The organism is Vibrio sp. TAP-3B (assembly GCF_057784735.1).
Genome location: NZ_CM173495.1, coordinates 1,907,610 through 1,923,641 on the forward strand (window position 1 = coordinate 1,907,610; position 16,032 = coordinate 1,923,641).

The following is a 16,032-nucleotide window of genomic DNA, read 5'->3' on the forward strand; positions in this document are numbered from 1 at the left end:
CAATAAGACACATGTCACCACAACAAGAGTAAGTCAACACACTCCTAGTAACAAAGACCTGATCCCACTAAAGGATCAGGCTCTCTATTCCGCTCATACAGTTAGACCAAATTGCTCACCACTCACTATCAGGGTAATACCATATTAAATCGGACCTCCTAGCGGAGTTATTTATATGTTTAGTTACACTCGATGAAAAACAGCACCATTTTGAGAGTTCCCATGTCCGGTATGGGTTTCTACTTTCATCAATTGCCCCACTCCCCATACCACACATCAAAATCTCAAAAATCATCGTTCTGTCCCTCCCACTTTCTACACAACCTTATCACTCACACACAAAACCAAGACGAAGCCACACTCATCAGTGGATGAGCTCTGTGGTATAAAGAGGGACGCATCACCCGCCAACAATGCACTTGGTTATAAGAGAACAACGATGAACAATGAAAACAAACCTAACCATGTTGAAGCCATAGATAAAGAACTCGACGAATACTTCCAAGCAGAAACCACCGACCAAACCACAGCATCAAGCAGCATTGAACTCGACGCTTTTCTAACGCAAGAGCAAACCGATGAATACTCAAGTAAAGCTGTCGATGATGAGCTCGATATCTACTTCGAAAATGAACAGCAGTCACCATGGCAAGCTCTCAAAGGTGATGATGAAGCGGTTCACATTGGTATAGACAGTGAGTACGTCTACAACGCCGAGGAAAACCGAAACGACATTCTGTCCTATCAGTATTATCTAATCGCAGGTGAGCACCATATGAGTGATGTCGTGCTTACCCCCGTTGCTGATGTTATCAAGAAGTCCAGAGCCGCTAACAAAAGCCGTGAAGATGAACTCAAAGCGATTAATCGCATCAAAAAACCACGTAAGAAATTTGAAGAGTTCTTGGTTAAAGTACTCCAAACTGCAATGGGGCGCGGATTTATCACAGGATGGCCAAAGAAAATCTACATCTATGCTCACTACCTTAGAGCTGACATGGTGTCATTCGAAGCGTTCTGGGATACCAGTCAGAAAGCGAAACTGGAAGTCGTCAGAAGCACATTAACCTCCACGCGTGGCGCATACGGCATCGACCTAGACGCAGTGGGTAGAACCAAACAAGCTTCAGAGCCCGCTCACTTTACAGACAAGAATGGAAAGAAACGTGAGAGTCGTGTCCGCTTTGTAGATACTTTACTACTCAGTCCAGGGCAAAGCGGACTTGATAGTGTGGGGGAACTCATCGGCATACCAAAAGAAGTAATCCCAGCTCCATATCGCAAAGACCGAATGGATGAACTACTCGTAGACAATGAACCACTCTTCCTTCGTTACGCATTGAGAGACGCCGAAATCACCGTTAAGTACGGATTGGAAATGCAACACTTCGCCCTTAACGACATCAAAGAATCATTAAAGGGTAAAATTCCAGAAAACAGGTTAGATAAACTTCAGTTTAAACATCTACCATCAACACTAGGTAACTTCTCAGTATCACTCTTCAAAGCACTCACGGGTGATAAAAACGCATTAAACCAAGCACTCGGTATGGAGACCAAAACGATTCAATATTGGAATCAAACTAAAGGTCGAGTCATGCAGAAGAAAGAAACTGTCATCACAGCAGGTCGTCGTGTCTTCGAACAACTGGCAATAGACTGTTTCCATGGAGGAAAAAACGAATGTTACGTGTTTGGTGGCGTAAACTTAGGCGATTACAACGATTTTGACCTTGCTACGGCTTACGTCAATGCCTTAATGGATATTAAACCTATTTCATTCGAGAGAAGCTTCACCTCAACAGACATCAACGATTACCTTGGTCACAAGATGGGATTTGCTTACGTTAAGTTTAAATTCCCAGAGCATACTAAGTTTCCATCTCTTCCAGTCAGAACGGACTTATACGGTCTGTACTACCCACTAGAGGGCTACTCTTACTGCACCGCACCTGAAATAGAAGTCGCATATAACATGGGATGTGATATTGAAATTCAGTTCGGAGTGATAGTTCCATGGATTGAAGATAAAGAGCCACTTTTCAAAGGCTTTACGGAACTCATCAGAGAGCAAAGACAAAAATACACGGATGAAGGCGATAAATTCAGAGAGAAGCTTTGGAAAGAAATAGGAAACACGCTATACGGTAAATTAGGGCAGGGACTGAAGGGAAAACGGGGCTTCAACTCATCAGATGGATTAAGTAAAAACATACCTCATTCTCCTGTTACCAATCCATATTTCGCAGCTCATGCGACAGGGTTCGTTAGAGCCGTTCTCTCAGAGCAATTAGCAGGGTTATCGACACTGGATGATAAAGCTAATCACGACGACGTTACCGTTGTGAGTGCCACAACAGATGGCTATCTCGTAGACTGTTCCGAAGACCAGCTCCATTTATCGGGAACCATTAGCCAACGGTTCAGTAAGATCTGCGAGCAAACGGGTGACGGTAAGATGATTAAGCATAAGCACCATGCTAAACAAATCATCGCAATGAAAACCCGTGGACAAATCACTGGTGAATATGGCGATACCAAACCCGTCATAGCAAAAGCAGGCGTTAAGCCACCTGAATCAGCTTTATCATCGGCAAAAAATGAAAATGCTTATATGGTCGAACTGTTCTTAGACCGTTACCCCGGACAGAAGATCCCAAACAACTCATTGATTTCACCTCGTGACATGTACCTGAAAGACATGGACTTGATAGAAATCCAACGAGAAAAGACGCTCAACTTAGAGTTCGACTTTAAGCGTAAACCCGTTAATCCTCGCATGACTAAAATCCGCCATCCTAAAGGTCACATCGTCAAGCATATCTACTTCGATACCGTACCGTGGAAGAACGAGCAACAGGGACAACAGACTCGCGCATTGTTCGATGGGTGGAGACGTACTAACTGCCTTAAAAATATGAGCGACTGGGAAGACTGGATCGACTACAGCAAAACCAAACCATTGTTGAAAGGGTCACACATTAAGTATGAAGAAGACGGTTCACACGGTGTCCTGCTAAAACTCGCGTTAAGAGCTCTATCTAAAGAGAGCTACGGACTCACCAAAACCATTAGCGGTAAGAAACTCACTATCAAACAGCTCACTGAACTGTTTAACAATGCAGGATTTGAAATCGCCCCTAATGCTATCAGTAACTCTAGACAAGCCGCTTTCCGTCCTAACGTACTCGCTGCAACCCCAAGACTAATCCCACTACTGCGTTGGTTAATTGCAACGTTCCCTGACATGGATATAGAACACTTTTTCCATAAAGACGAACTGGATGAAGTAAAAATGATGCTGAAGGACTTGTGATAGTGGGTAACGATAGCGGAAAACGTGAAGGTGACCGCTTACACATAAACATATAACCGATTGATTTAATAGAATTATATCAACATAAATGGATGTTACATCTTGATAGGGGATTAGGTTAACGATTTCGTGATGAGATTACTGACGTAATCAGAGGGGAATTGCGTGACCTAATTACACTATCAAGATACAACATCCATCTTTTAACTTAATATTATGATTTATATACCATTATTCAGTCAGAACTAAGTTTAGCTATCCTAATTTTTTGCCTCTATTCAAGTTAAAAAGGAGTGGACGGTATCTACCCTCCATTTAAGTGCATAAAGCGTGATCAGGTTCACAAAAAATAACGCTAAAAATCTTGCTCTCATTTGCTCTGAAAAATACCGATACATGTCTAGCAGGCTCTTAAACCAATTCTCCCGAGTGGATTAATACCCCTTTTTAGTGACAAGCAATTCGGTAATACCCTCGTTACACGCCTTTTAAACAACGATACGCCCCCTTGTAATCCACTTTTCATTTTTCACTATAAAACACTCAAAACCACATATAAGCTGTTGTTTTAAAGGCATTTTTAATATTGACCAAAAACTTAAAAGGGGCTTAAATGAGGGCTCTTTTTAAATATGGAGACAAGAAAAATGACTGATGTAAACAAAGTACTAGAACTCACTGAAAGCCGTCTAAATGAATTAACCGATGCCATAGTAAACGCGTTGTCGAACGCGGGTGCTGGTCGTGTTGTTGATAAGGAACTGTGTGAGCAAGCCCAGTACGATATTGGTGCTGCAATGCTTGAAGCTAAGCAGCTCTTTCAAGGGAACAAGAATAAGTTCGGTAAATGGCGTGATGAAAATATTATCGGTAACGGTAAACGCACAGTAGATAAGCGCACGCTTACACGTTGGACTAACTTATGTGAATTCGGAACGCTAGATGAATGCCGTAAAGTTGGATTTACCAAAGTTTACAAGTTATCGAGTAAACGCTATGCCCCTTTGCGTGAGCAAATTAAACAACACCTAGAACAACACCCGGATGTTGAATCTGACACTATCAATGAAATGTTCAACGATTTTGCAACTCAGTTAAAAACAGAGAAGAAACAAACCAACCCCGTTGTGAACGTTGTGAATGATGACTTGGTTGACAAAGTATCGGAGCTGGAAGCTCGCCTCAAAGAGCTAGAGCAGGAGAATGCCAACCTACGTCAACAATTAGAAGGTCAACCCACTCTTGAAGCTGCGTAACTTGTTACCGAAACGACATTATGACGTTTCGGTTTTGCTATCGACTATTAAGGAACACCCATGGCAACCGAAGTAAAAAAGAACACGGTGAACTTATTCAGTGTCAAGTTACAGGTGTCAACGAGTATCTTGGCATCAATCAATATCACTGATGGAAATGTCAGTGTCAGAGCAGCGAGCGGTAAACAGCTAGCTCATTTAACTCTTAAAGATGAAGAAAGTGAGCAAAATCTCGATACGCTATTTGCTGACCTTGAGAAGTTTTGTATCCGAGACGCGAATTACTGGATAACTCTCCCAACAGGTAGTTGGGTGCGGAAAAATGCCATTCTAGGATATGAATGTCACCTTAGTGAAAAATATCAAGGACTTATCCTGAGAACTCAAGGTAACCGGATTCTTTCATTTATTCCCTGTGATGATCTAGATACACAGTTAATGATTAAACAGGAAATTCTGAAGGCTACAGCAGCCTCATCACCGTCCCGTCGTTACAAACCTAACTGGGACTTCCATCAAAGCGCAGTTTAACTGCATCTTTTACTTAACTATTGGAATATAAATTATGAACATGTCTATCTATGATTTAATCGTTAATGCTTTCACCGCTGAAGCAAATCGCACTAACCAGAACCGCCGAACTCGCCTTCGTGAGGTTCGTAAAGTTGGTCAGAATATCGAGTCGAAAGGTGGCAAGATCCAACACTGGGATCAAATCCTTGATGAGCTTGAAACCGCGCTGGTGCACGACTATGACACTAAACGCGATTCTTTCGGTTACAAGGAGACAGCGAAGCGCTTGAAGCAGGTCATTAGCGAAGTCACTGGTCACTAACGTGTTACCAGTTACTCTCACTACTTAATAGTTTTTTAATAGTACGTTTTTTATCAAATAAATTGCCCAGACCTTAGCGATTATTTCATGCAAGAATTTCCATGCCCTATCTGAAAGGTGTTTGTTGACGGACGTTAGCAAGCACCTTTCGACCTTCTGCTTTCCATTCTTGAAACGACATAATTTCAGCTCGAACCCACCAATAAAAAAGAAGCAGAGTCCCCCCTACTTCTTCCTTTACTAGATAACATCTAGTTCATCCAATGCCCCTCCGATTAATGCACCTGCGACAAACCCGATCGCCCCACCAAGAACGACACCCTGTGGACCATAGCGGGTACCGAGTGTGGCACCGTACTTCGCGAATTGAACACCTGTTGACGCGCTCGGCTTAAACCAGCGCTGCTGAGGGTTAGAGTGAAAATGTGTTTTCGTCATAATGTTTTCCTTTTCTATAAATACAGAAAAGGGCGATACCTTTCGATATCGCCCTTGTTGATAAGCCTAATTTAGTGATGGGACTTAATCATCGTCATCATCAGCCATGAAGTCGCCGCCGAGCCAACCATCGTCGCCCGGTTCCATGTCGAAGTCCTGACTGAAGCCAGAATCTTCTGTGCCATCATCATAGTCACCTTGGTCTTCTGTCCAACCGCCCATAACGAATACTCCTTCTTAACTGTAATCCATTGCGCCACACGTATCGCATGACCCACCCTTGGTGACCCAACCGGGACAACCTAAAGAGCGGCATGAGTAACCTGATGCCATAAGCGGCTTAATGAATGTCACTTGCATTACTTGTTTCCTTTAATTGACGTTGTAGTAAATCTACGTTGTGTAGTATCCCACTCCGCTCGGACAGGGTATGTCCAAGACCGCAGAATGAGTGTGAAAATAGTCATCGTCATTGCCCTACCTTATCCGATGAAAGCTATGCCAAATCTAAGTGCGTGACGGTTAGAAACATTTAAAAATGTTTTGCCCTCAACCTGTCCAAGGGAAACCGTACGCTAGTAGTATGAGCGATAAGAGTGAAAAGCTAGCTTTAAGGCTAGGTGACATATTGACGAGATTGTTTATGGGAGAAGTGCTCTCCCCTGAGCAGTTGGTCGCGGATTATCAGGTAAGCGAGAAAACCCTGAGACGCGATTTCAATGAAAGGCTCGTCAACGCTCCAATTATCCGCACCAATGAGGGTTATCGGTTAGATCCAGTAACTCGAAATAATGGTAATGCGAATACCAACAAGGTACTGCACGATACGGGGTTGTCCGCGCTACTACCTAATCACTACAAGTTCAACGGTCACACTCCCGTTCTGTTTAAGAACCCACGCTCCGAACCCATGGAGAAGTTCGATGCGCTGTTTAGACAACTGACCGAAGTTATTACCACTCACTCTGTTATTGACCTTATTTACAATGGCAAAACGTTTGAATCTGTCCACTGTTATCGTTTGGTTAACGACCGTGGTATATGGTTCCTCGCTGCGACCTACTGTGACCAGCTACATTCGTACCGATTACCAAATATTTCACGAATTCACCGCCGGGAAGATAAATACAAACCGAATCAAAAGGTCCACGAGGAGATACATAAACAAGGGATGGAGTGGCTAACTCCGGATGATGCTGAGGTGCTTGTACAGTGACTTTTATCTCATCGAACACGCCCATTTCCACGTAGCTAAGAAAGTTGGATTCCCACATCGAGTAGAACTCCATTACCTCACTACTTGTTATTGGCAGTTCTGGAACATAGGAAAAACTGGCTGTTCCAGATGAGAAGTTAAAATCCACCTCTTTAACCAGTTCGGGATAAGGAACACCGCAATACGCAAAGTCAGTGATGTAATCAAAAATCCACTGGTCGTAGAGGCGAACAAGCCTGATTTCAACAGGGTGCCAACCGCCAGACTCAGCACTGTAGCTTGTATCTCGGAAGTTGATCACCACCGATTGGATCATGGGTGTCCATTTGCCTGATTCGCTGATCACTCGGTTTAAAGCATCTTGAAGATCGACACTGACAGGCAGCAGTAATCGCTCAACGTCAAAAGTTAAGTTCATAATAAAATCTCTTTTAGTTTGTTAGGGATGCACTCTTGTTAAGTGCTCGGTATGAAAGCCAGAATAGGCTTAGTGGGTAAGGCTTGATGTGGTTTTGGGGTTATTCAGCTTTAGCTTCAGAATCCACTAGAGACAGGATTTCCTCTCGAATCGTTACGTAGTCTGGCGCTAGAACGTGGAGAAACACTGATTTCTCCGACTGGATGATAAGACCAAGCCCCCTACAACAAGCTGCCATAAAACCCGCGTTGTTCGCTGACTGTCCAGAAAATACACACTTCAGCACAGAACTCTTGAACGGCTTATCACCCTGAACATCTAGTACAGCGGTGATATCTTTAAGCGGGATCATCTCTTTACTATGCAGTCCAGAGCCCTGATTTCCAGTCATACGGATATAGAGCTCGTTTTCTTCATCATGAATGGCTATTTCATAGAACACGTGGTTCTCTGTTTTCGGACTTAACTTCTTCGCTTTACCCTCGCGCACGATATTAGTGAAATGATCTACTTGTTGATCGTCAGTGACCGAGATTTGTTCATTGCCTTCTACAACTTCTGGTAGAACGGCTGCTTGATTATTGCTTGGTTTACGTGCCATAGGGCACCTCCTTTAAGATGGAATTGTTCAGGTTTATTTGGTTTTAAGATTCAGCTTGGTCAGCTAACTTGGCGACAGGGAACGTTGGACTGTTCATTGGAGCGCAGCAGTACACACCTGAGCCCTCCATGGTCACTATGGCGACCGCCAGCAACCAAGGACAGTCATCGTCGTTTAACAACAGCACCCATTCTGGGTAGTTAGATACAAATCGAAGGAAGTGCAGATCTTCCTCAGATTCTTCACTCAAGGTTTCGTCGGTATCGGACTCCTCAATCAAGTACAAGGTCGTACCGACCTCATCCCAAAACGTTTTTGTGCTTTCTTCATCACCGAATGACTCTATCAGGTGTTCGAGCAGTTTTGCTTTCACACCATCAGGCATTGGTAATGATTGAATGTCTTCAAACTTGTTTACTGTTTTCATTTCTAATCTCCGTTTAATAATGAAAAAGCCCCTGTTTAGCTCGTCGCTAAACAGGGGCTTTTCTAATGTCATTTCTAAATTAATTGGTTAAACCTAACTTCTTCATTCCCAACGTATCTCTGGCTTCGCAGTCACCATATCCGATAAACGAGAGCCAATATCCCTCCGACGCCCTACAGTCAATTTTGAGTAGCGCCTTGTTGATGAAAGGTCAGCGTGATTCAACTGCTTGGCTATGTCGTGTAACGAGACTCCTTGTGACGCCAAAAGCGACCCAACGGTATGACGAGCACTGTGCAAGGTTAGATTCGCTTTATCACCGGGTATGTCGGGCAGTCCCATCTTGGCTTTAATAGCCTTGAAAGCATGCCTAGGTTGCCCTACTGGTTTACCCTTTTTGCGTCCAGGAAAGAGATACGGATTATTCGCCACATGAGGCACCGACCTCAAAATATCAAGCATGTAATCACTTAGGAATAAAACGTGGCTACTACCGTTTTTCGTATGCGGAATAGTGAGTGTTTTTTCCTCCCAATTCACATCGGATTTCAAGCGCAAACGCAGCTCTTTATCCCTCGCGCCAGTCAAAAACAACAAGGCTAGGTACGCGCCAATACTTTTGTCTTCATGGTTCAGAGCGTGACCGATGAACTCCTTTAGCTGCGATTCGGACAAGTAACCAGTACGCACGTTATCCTCTTTCAACAAGCTCACCTTGTCAGCAATGAGCGGAGCGTCCATCAACTTGTATGCTTGACGATTGACCGTTTTCAATAGAGCTAAAACGCGATTAATCGAAGCAGGAGCATACGGTTTACCCTTAATCGTAACGGCGTTTTGCATCTCCATTTGGACTTTGATGATATCGGCGGCGGTTAGGTCATGAATTGAGATATGATGTATCGACTTTGCTAAACGAAACCGAGCGACATCATCCTTCCAACTGCGTTTCTGTTTAGCCAGTGGCAGGTACACTTCATCAAAGAACCGTTCTAGAGTCATCGTCTTCTCGGTCGTCTGATTGTCACGTTCAAGCTTGGGATCAACGCCTTCAATAATTTGCTGGCGATACTCTTTGGCTGTTTTGCGCAATGTAGAAAGATCGGTTTCAGGATGCTTACCAAGACCAATAGATGCCTTCTTACCTGTTACCGGACTGGTATAACGCAGCAGGAAGCGTTTACCGCCGGACTTACCTACTAAGCAGCGAACACCAGTAGGTAAGCCACTGTCTTTCATAGCAGATAAATTAACTTCGTAATCGGTGGATTTAGCGTTAGCCGGATTGGGTTTAAGGTTGTTGAGGAAAGTGGTGGTGAGTCGCTGTGATTTACTCATTCAAACCTCCATTAACTAGATATTCAATTAGTTAATATGTGTTTGAATGAGTCTCTGTTACGGGTGAGATCTGTATGAAAGAGCCACTTGGTGCTAACAATGACCGATTGGACTGAACTAGCTCGTTTTTGGACATAAACGAGCTAGGCTTTCAACCTTACCTCAGTCTATGTCCATTAGAGTAAGTATCTTGAAACATCAAATGCTCGTTAGGTTCTGAGCAGTTTTGACATATAGAATTCGTCAACATACTGACCGTCAACTTTCAAAGAGTTCCGCTTGGTCCCCTCAACTTCAAAACCATGTTTGCTGTAAAGATTAAATGCTCTTGCATTGTGACACATGACCGTTAGCTCTAGCCTTGTAAAATCTTGAGTTAAAGCCCAAGCTTCTAAGTGTTCCAGCAATTGCTTGCCATAGCCACGCCCTGAAGCTGATTGCTTGATTCCCATGACGCAATACATGGAGTGACGATTTCGATTAGCGGTATTTCCTATGCCAGCAGCAAAGCCATATACCTCTTGCCCATCTGAAATCACAAACATAGTCTTAGAATTACTTTCACAAAATGACTCTAGAATTCTTACTTGTTGCTCAAGAGTGGTGTTCCTTTCACCCTCTTCTAACAACATAAATTTCGACTCACGATCTAGTTGATACATGAGACTTAAAACTGATTGAGCGTCACTCGTTCTTACTTCCCTGATTTGCATACAACTTCCCATCTTCTCTCAATATCTAGTGCCACCTAGACTTCTATCTAGTGTAATTAACAATCACAAAACCTAATCACTTTACCTGAGTTTAATTTTTTTAATCAAGTGCTTAGGCATTGAAGGCCACTTGACTTTTTATAGTGCTGCATAGGTCAATAAATATCAGCATTCGGATAACATTTTATAAGGGAAGTGCTCAAAAAATGATATTAGTGTGTAACTGAAGTAGCTCGGAAAGGGGCAACTTCACGTTACCCCATTTATGTTCCGCTGAGTATTCAAGGAAAGTTACAAAGTGACTTGTACCTGAATTCCTGACTCTTGGGCAAAATCATAATCATGGCTTACAAGAATAAAACCACCACGGTAAGTACATAGAGCTTGTGCCAGCATCATTTTAGAATCTAAGTCGAGATGATTATCTGGCTCATCGAGTAATAAAAAAGGTTGTTCTGGTTGATGGCTGACAATAAGCATGGCTAGCTTCATCTTCTCTCCGCCACTCAACATACTACCAAAACGAAATACACTATCACGCCGAAACCCGATACCTGCCAGCAAGGTTCTGCCATCGCTATCTTTGACTCCACTGCACTGCTGTATCAAATTGTCCAGTATCGACAACTCGGGTCGAATAACACCAAAATGCTGATCAAGATAATACAAAGGCGTATTTAATTGCAGTTCCCCTTTTTGCAGCGACAACTCACCCAACAGAGTTTTTAACAGTGTTGATTTACCGCAACCATTTTTACCTACAAGGTGCACCTTGTCATTGGCATAGACTTGCAGCGAGATTGTCTTACTACTGCCAAAAGGTAAAACCCCTTCAAGTATCGAAATCACTTTACGTGACCGGCTTAGACTATCCTGCAGATAGAGCGTTTGCCCTTTCAGTTGCTCTTTTCTCGCCTTTAACGAATGTTCTTTATCTTTTAGGTGAGCTTGACGAAGTTGCTCATTTTTATTGCAATTCGATGCTCGTGCTGTGGCTTTGTCTTTTTTAAAATCAAGTAAGCTTGTTCCATGACTACCTTCTTTGCGTAATTTGATACCTTGTTCAGCTCTTTGATCTGCCTTTTCTCGGGTTCGCTGTGCTTGCATTTCCAGCTTTTTTCTCTGCTTATCAACGCTCGCAAGTTGTCGCTCTACCGCTTGTAACTCAGTACTTTTCTGTTTGGCGTAAATATCATAATTCCCACCAAATACTTGTAATCCAAGCCCAGAAAGCTCCCAAATTTCGTTCATTTCGCGCAATAACATTCGGTCATGACTGACAAGTAAAATCGCACCTTTGAACGCTCGCATCGATTCCAGTAACCAGCGCTTTGCTTGCGCATCAAGATGGTTAGATGGTTCATCAAGGATAAGTAATTCAACGTTGCTTTCAAACAACTGCCAAAGCTGCAATCGTGCTAATTGTCCTCCACTGAGTTGAGCGCAAGGTAAATCAGTGTCTTGTGGTAAGCCGAGCTCTTTAAGTTGCAGAGGAAGTTGCAAGGGTAAATCCCATTGCTCCTCAATCACATCAAACCAATGCTGTGAACAATCACCTGATTCAACATGCTTTATCGCTTTAAGCACCTCATCTTTACCCAAGAACTGGGCAATAGAAAGTTCACCAGATAACAACTGAGATGGCTGCTGACGATACACCGCAAGTGACTTAGGTAACGTGACCGTTCCACTTAACGGTTGCTGTTCGCCACTTAAGACCGAAGCGAATATCGATTTACCAACACCGTTACGGCCAACTAAGCCGACACGATTGTTAGTCATAGAACATGACAATTGTTGAAACAGCATCTCGCCGTTATCAAATTGATGACTTATGTTGTAAGCCTGTAATACTGGCATGATTTGCCTCCTGTATGACAGGGACAACAGCCGCAGCTAGATAATTCAGAGATGAGATCAATACAAATACACGCTCTTACCTAAGCGCAAAACTATACAAATGTACTTGCAGAGAAATATCGGAAAGTGAGCTACGCCTACTAACCCTGTAAATCCAAAAATAAAATGAAAAATGGATGACAGGTTTAGTTGTTCATATCGGCGTAATCTCCTTAAGAAGTAATAGACAAAGAGTACTGTATTCACTCTTCTCTAGTCAAGGTACGTAGTACTGACAAAGCTATCCTTAGGATAACTTTTGGTAGGGGAAATGAACGTAAATTGGATGGTATAGAGCATTTAATCTAAATGACTTTGGGGCATTTCCAAATCAGAGCACTTTGTCATTAACCCAGAAAGCCACAACCATTTATCATATCCCCAACGCACTTACTAAACACACCGCAAAACCGCCTATCCCAAGCCGACTTTTCGACTATCCATCGAAACGATCAGTTGTTCCATAAGAGCAAAGCCAAAACCGCATAGCACCGTAAAGTCACCATGGTCGTACCATGGTTCTTCTCGCTCGAAGCCCTTGATAATACTGGCTTGTGCGACGGCTGCTTTTTGCATTTGTTGGATTTACTGGGATTCCTTTGCGCACAGAATCGTCATGCGATGAACCATATATGAACCATGAGCGAAATTTTAAGGCGGATAAAGAGAGCCTATTGGAGCGAGAAAAGCGTCGATAACAGAAAAGAAAAACTGAGGTAAGCAACTGAAAATCCGAGCATTTTCAAACGCCTTAAACGACGAAAGGCCGCTATAAAAGCGACCTTTCTTTGTATGGTACCGGTGGGCGGACTTGAACCGCCACGCCCGAAGGCAACGGATTTTGAATCCGTCGTGTATACCAATTTCACCACACCGGCATCTTGGGGCTTTGCCCTTCGATGGTTGGCATTATACGGAAGCATTTTACCTGCGCAAGCAGAAAAGTCTTAAATAACTATCGTTTGCTGATAATTTAGCCATAAAACGTGACCAGTAGCATTAGTCGAGAGCATCGCATCATTACTCCAAAAGTGCAGAACCAGAATTTCGCTTCCTAGCCAAGCTTACAACCTATTTACTGTAATATCAGAAATATAACCATTGCCAATACTCGACAAGGCATTGTGGATCATCTCTGCGGCATCTTTGGCTTGCATAAAACCGGAGGTATCCAAAGTCTTACCGCTGGTTTTCCAGAACTCTGTCGCCATTCCACCCGGATAAACTGCGATAATTTTCATCGGTTTCCCCTTCAGCTCCAAACGAACCGACTCAACCAAGCCTTTAATCGCCCACTTCACTGCACAATAAGTAGACTCTTGCGCTTTTGGTTGTTGAGCGGCAGTCGACATGATCATAACGACATTAACTGGGTGATCTTTATAGCGCTTTACTAACTCTCTCAATACATAAATCGCAGAATTCAGGTTATTATCAAGCAGCTTTTGAATCTCTTCAGGCTCCTGCTCTTCCAACAGCCCAAAATAGCCACTTCCGGCGCTATGAATCACCATTTTAGGGGGATGTGTTACACCATCAAATAAGAGTTCCACCTCTTTATGCGATGCAAGGTCACAGGATTGATACCCCATATTATTAGGCAGTGCATTGGCAAGCGCAGAAAGTTTATCTGTATCTCTCCCTGTAATATACGTTGGCTTACCTTCAGTATCATAACGTTTTGCAAGTTCAGCTCCTAAGCCGCGGCTTGCGCCTGTAATTACGATCATTTTTACCTCTCTTTTTCTTCACCTTCATTAATGCATACAAGCTTTGATGTTGAGTAGCGTAACACTTATGAGCTCACACTCTACTATCGTAATTCTTTAAGTATAAAGCGCATTTAGATGCGCATCTGTGACAAATTATCATCCGGATTTCAACAGAAATGAGCACTCTGTGCGTTAGGTCTCTTCCCACATAGTGAGGTAGTCTATATTCTGACGCACAATTTTTAAGGTAAGTGATGGAATCATGACAACATCTACAACTCTTCAAACTGCGGGTCTCTTTCGTCGACTTGCAGCTTTGGTCTATGACACATTGATTATTATCGCGATTGAAATGATGGCTGCTGGCATTGTCATGGCTGTTGTATTTGCACTGAATGCGGCTGGGTTATTGAGTTATGGCCAATATGTGGATGCCGCAGATATGCTAGGAAAGCACCCCGTATTGAGCCCTCTATTTACGCTTTACCTCGCGGCTGTGTGGATTTTCTTCTTTGTGTTTTTCTGGACACGCGCAGGACAGACCCTCGGTATGCGCGCTTGGAAGCTTCAAGTTCGTAATGCAAAAGATGACGCACCAATTACGGTAACACAGGCCTTAATCCGTATTGCAACTTCTGGCTTTGGCTTGGCGAATCTCACTGTGCCCATTGACCCACAGAAGCGCGGCTTCCATGATATTTGGGCTAAAACAAAAGTGGTGGTATTAACTAAAGCGCAATAGCCGCCCATGAATACCAAAAGGAAGGCATTGCGCCTTCCTTGTTTGGTTTATAGCTTTCTTCTCAGCAGTGCTACCGCGATGGCTAAGAATACGAGACTCGGCGCCAAAGCTCCAAATACAGGTGATATTCCATACACCAAACTTAACGGGCCAAAGAACTCACTGGAGATATAGAAAGTAAACCCAGCAACCACGCCCGACAATACCCTCGCCCCCATGGTCACACTCCGTAGCGGACCAAACACAAACGATAGTGCCATCAACATCATCACAGCAATAGAAAGTGGCTGAGTAAGCTTACGCCAAAATGCCAGCTCATAGCGTGAAGCATCTTGCTCAGATTCCTTGAGGTACGTTACGTAATCATACAGTCCACTGAGCGAGAGCTCTTCTGGCTTCACCGTGACTACAGCAAGTTTGTCCGGTGCCAGTGACGTATGCCATTCCATTTGTTCGAGGTCTTGTTTGGAAATCACGTTTTCATTTTGCATATTCGTGACTTGTACATTGCGCATCAGCCAGTTGTTGCCTTGCTGGTAGTCTACCTCTTCTGAAAAAATCACTTTTTGTAGATTTTTATCGTCATCGAAACGCCACATGTTTAGGGCGTACAGCTTGTCATCTTCGACTTTTCCGATGAAGATAAAATCGTTCGCATCCCTCGCCCAAACGCCTGATCGCACTGACACAATGCTCCCACCAGAGATCGCAAAAGAACGTAAATCACGAGCCATTTTTTGTGCCTCTGGTGCCCCCCACTGACCGAGCGTCATCACGATCAGCATCAGCGGTACTGCCGTTTTTAGTACGGATAGGCCAATATCTAGTTTCGAGAAGCCTGCCGCCTGCATGACCACCAGCTCTGAGCTTGATGCCAACATGCCTAAACCAATCAGGGCGCCCAGTAAGGCTGCCATTGGAAAGAACATTTCGATATCACGTGGGACACTCAACAACACAAAATACAATGCGTGAGTCAGGTCGTAAACGCCCCGCCCAACTTTGCGCAGCTGCTCAACGTATTTGATGATGCCCGACAAGCCAACAAATGTCGCCAAAACCAAGGCGGTGGTAGAAATGATGGTTCTACCGATGTAAAGATCTAAGATTTTGAACACAGC

At 43.5% G+C, this 16,032-nt stretch carries 17 protein-coding genes, 1 tRNA gene and 1 pseudogene; 6 read left to right on the top strand and 13 right to left on the bottom strand.

Translation table 11 applies throughout. The features are described from left to right. Positions 1-439: 439 nt before the first annotated feature. From AC3D28_RS09000 to AC3D28_RS09015, 4 genes are all read left to right on the top strand, one after another. Entirely contained in the window at positions 440-3,316 is a 2,877-nt protein-coding gene (locus tag AC3D28_RS09000) for a DNA polymerase (protein WP_488534572.1), read from the top strand. A 647-nt stretch (positions 3,317-3,963) separates the two neighbouring features. Next, positions 3,964-4,572 carry a hypothetical protein gene (locus AC3D28_RS09005; protein WP_488534573.1) on the top strand — a complete coding sequence of 203 codons (609 nt, stop codon included), beginning with the start codon at positions 3,964-3,966 and terminating at the stop codon, positions 4,570-4,572. A gap of 60 nt (positions 4,573-4,632) precedes the next feature. Continuing rightward, on the top strand, positions 4,633-5,103 hold the full coding sequence (locus AC3D28_RS09010) for a hypothetical protein (protein WP_488534574.1): 471 nt from the start codon (positions 4,633-4,635) through the stop codon (positions 5,101-5,103). Positions 5,104-5,137: 34 nt separating this feature from the next. Continuing rightward, entirely contained in the window at positions 5,138-5,407 is a 270-nt protein-coding gene (locus AC3D28_RS09015) for a hypothetical protein (RefSeq protein ID WP_025534411.1), read from the top strand. Positions 5,408-5,647: 240 nt separating this feature from the next. On the opposite strand, the gene AC3D28_RS09020 is transcribed toward AC3D28_RS09015, so the two are convergent. From AC3D28_RS09020 to AC3D28_RS09030, 3 genes are all read right to left on the bottom strand, one after another. Then, positions 5,648-5,845, bottom strand: coding sequence for a hypothetical protein (locus AC3D28_RS09020; RefSeq protein ID WP_069534693.1), 198 nt, complete (start codon positions 5,843-5,845; stop codon positions 5,648-5,650). 84 nt (positions 5,846-5,929) lie between these two features. After that, positions 5,930-6,067 carry a hypothetical protein gene (locus tag AC3D28_RS09025; protein ID WP_023585706.1) on the bottom strand — a complete coding sequence of 46 codons (138 nt, stop codon included), beginning with the start codon at positions 6,065-6,067 and terminating at the stop codon, positions 5,930-5,932. A 15-nt stretch (positions 6,068-6,082) separates the two neighbouring features. Then, positions 6,083-6,205 (bottom strand): hypothetical protein, encoded by a 123-nt coding sequence (locus tag AC3D28_RS09030; RefSeq protein WP_254901957.1) that lies wholly within the window; start codon positions 6,203-6,205, stop codon positions 6,083-6,085. Positions 6,206-6,488: 283 nt separating this feature from the next. On the opposite strand from AC3D28_RS09030, the gene AC3D28_RS09035 reads away from it, so the two are divergent. Beyond that, complete coding sequence (locus tag AC3D28_RS09035) at positions 6,489-7,061, top strand: DeoR family transcriptional regulator (RefSeq protein WP_488536076.1); 573 nt, start codon at positions 6,489-6,491, stop codon at positions 7,059-7,061. Here AC3D28_RS09035 and AC3D28_RS09040 read toward each other — a convergent pair. From AC3D28_RS09040 to AC3D28_RS09080, 9 genes and pseudogenes are all read right to left on the bottom strand, one after another. After that, positions 7,054-7,479: pseudogene (locus AC3D28_RS09040) on the bottom strand (DUF2787 domain-containing protein); the annotation flags it as partial. The gene AC3D28_RS09035 and the pseudogene AC3D28_RS09040 sit on opposite strands and share 8 nt — an antisense overlap. A 100-nt stretch (positions 7,480-7,579) precedes the next feature. Beyond that, complete coding sequence (locus tag AC3D28_RS09045; RefSeq protein ID WP_488534575.1) at positions 7,580-8,080, bottom strand: hypothetical protein; 501 nt, start codon at positions 8,078-8,080, stop codon at positions 7,580-7,582. A gap of 43 nt (positions 8,081-8,123) precedes the next feature. Further along, positions 8,124-8,507 (bottom strand): hypothetical protein, encoded by a 384-nt coding sequence (locus AC3D28_RS09050; RefSeq protein ID WP_488534576.1) that lies wholly within the window; start codon positions 8,505-8,507, stop codon positions 8,124-8,126. Positions 8,508-8,609: 102 nt separating this feature from the next. Next, entirely contained in the window at positions 8,610-9,845 is a 1,236-nt protein-coding gene (locus tag AC3D28_RS09055; protein WP_488534577.1) for a tyrosine-type recombinase/integrase, read from the bottom strand. Positions 9,846-10,054: 209 nt separating this feature from the next. Further along, positions 10,055-10,558 (bottom strand): GNAT family N-acetyltransferase, encoded by a 504-nt coding sequence (locus tag AC3D28_RS09060; protein WP_488534578.1) that lies wholly within the window; start codon positions 10,556-10,558, stop codon positions 10,055-10,057. A 291-nt stretch (positions 10,559-10,849) separates the two neighbouring features. Next, the gene (locus tag AC3D28_RS09065; RefSeq protein WP_488534579.1) at positions 10,850-12,418 is read right to left on the bottom strand and encodes an ATP-binding cassette domain-containing protein; all 1,569 of its coding nucleotides are present in this window, start codon (positions 12,416-12,418) and stop codon (positions 10,850-10,852) included. Positions 12,419-12,871: 453 nt separating this feature from the next. After that, a complete protein-coding gene (locus AC3D28_RS09070; protein ID WP_488534580.1) occupies positions 12,872-13,033 on the bottom strand; it encodes a hypothetical protein in 162 nt (53 codons plus the stop codon). Positions 13,034-13,250: 217 nt separating this feature from the next. Then, positions 13,251-13,335, bottom strand: a tRNA-Leu gene (locus tag AC3D28_RS09075). 186 nt (positions 13,336-13,521) lie between these two features. Continuing rightward, positions 13,522-14,187 (bottom strand): SDR family NAD(P)-dependent oxidoreductase, encoded by a 666-nt coding sequence (locus AC3D28_RS09080; protein ID WP_098414747.1) that lies wholly within the window; start codon positions 14,185-14,187, stop codon positions 13,522-13,524. A gap of 244 nt (positions 14,188-14,431) precedes the next feature. On the opposite strand from AC3D28_RS09080, the gene AC3D28_RS09085 reads away from it, so the two are divergent. Continuing rightward, positions 14,432-14,911 carry an RDD family protein gene (locus AC3D28_RS09085; protein ID WP_098414746.1) on the top strand — a complete coding sequence of 160 codons (480 nt, stop codon included), beginning with the start codon at positions 14,432-14,434 and terminating at the stop codon, positions 14,909-14,911. 47 nt (positions 14,912-14,958) lie between these two features. Here AC3D28_RS09085 and lptG read toward each other — a convergent pair whose 3' ends face one another. After that, positions 14,959-16,029: an LPS export ABC transporter permease LptG gene (gene lptG, locus AC3D28_RS09090; RefSeq protein ID WP_098414745.1), complete on the bottom strand. Its 1,071-nt coding sequence runs from the start codon at positions 16,027-16,029 to the stop codon at positions 14,959-14,961. Positions 16,030-16,032 lie beyond the last annotated feature (3 nt).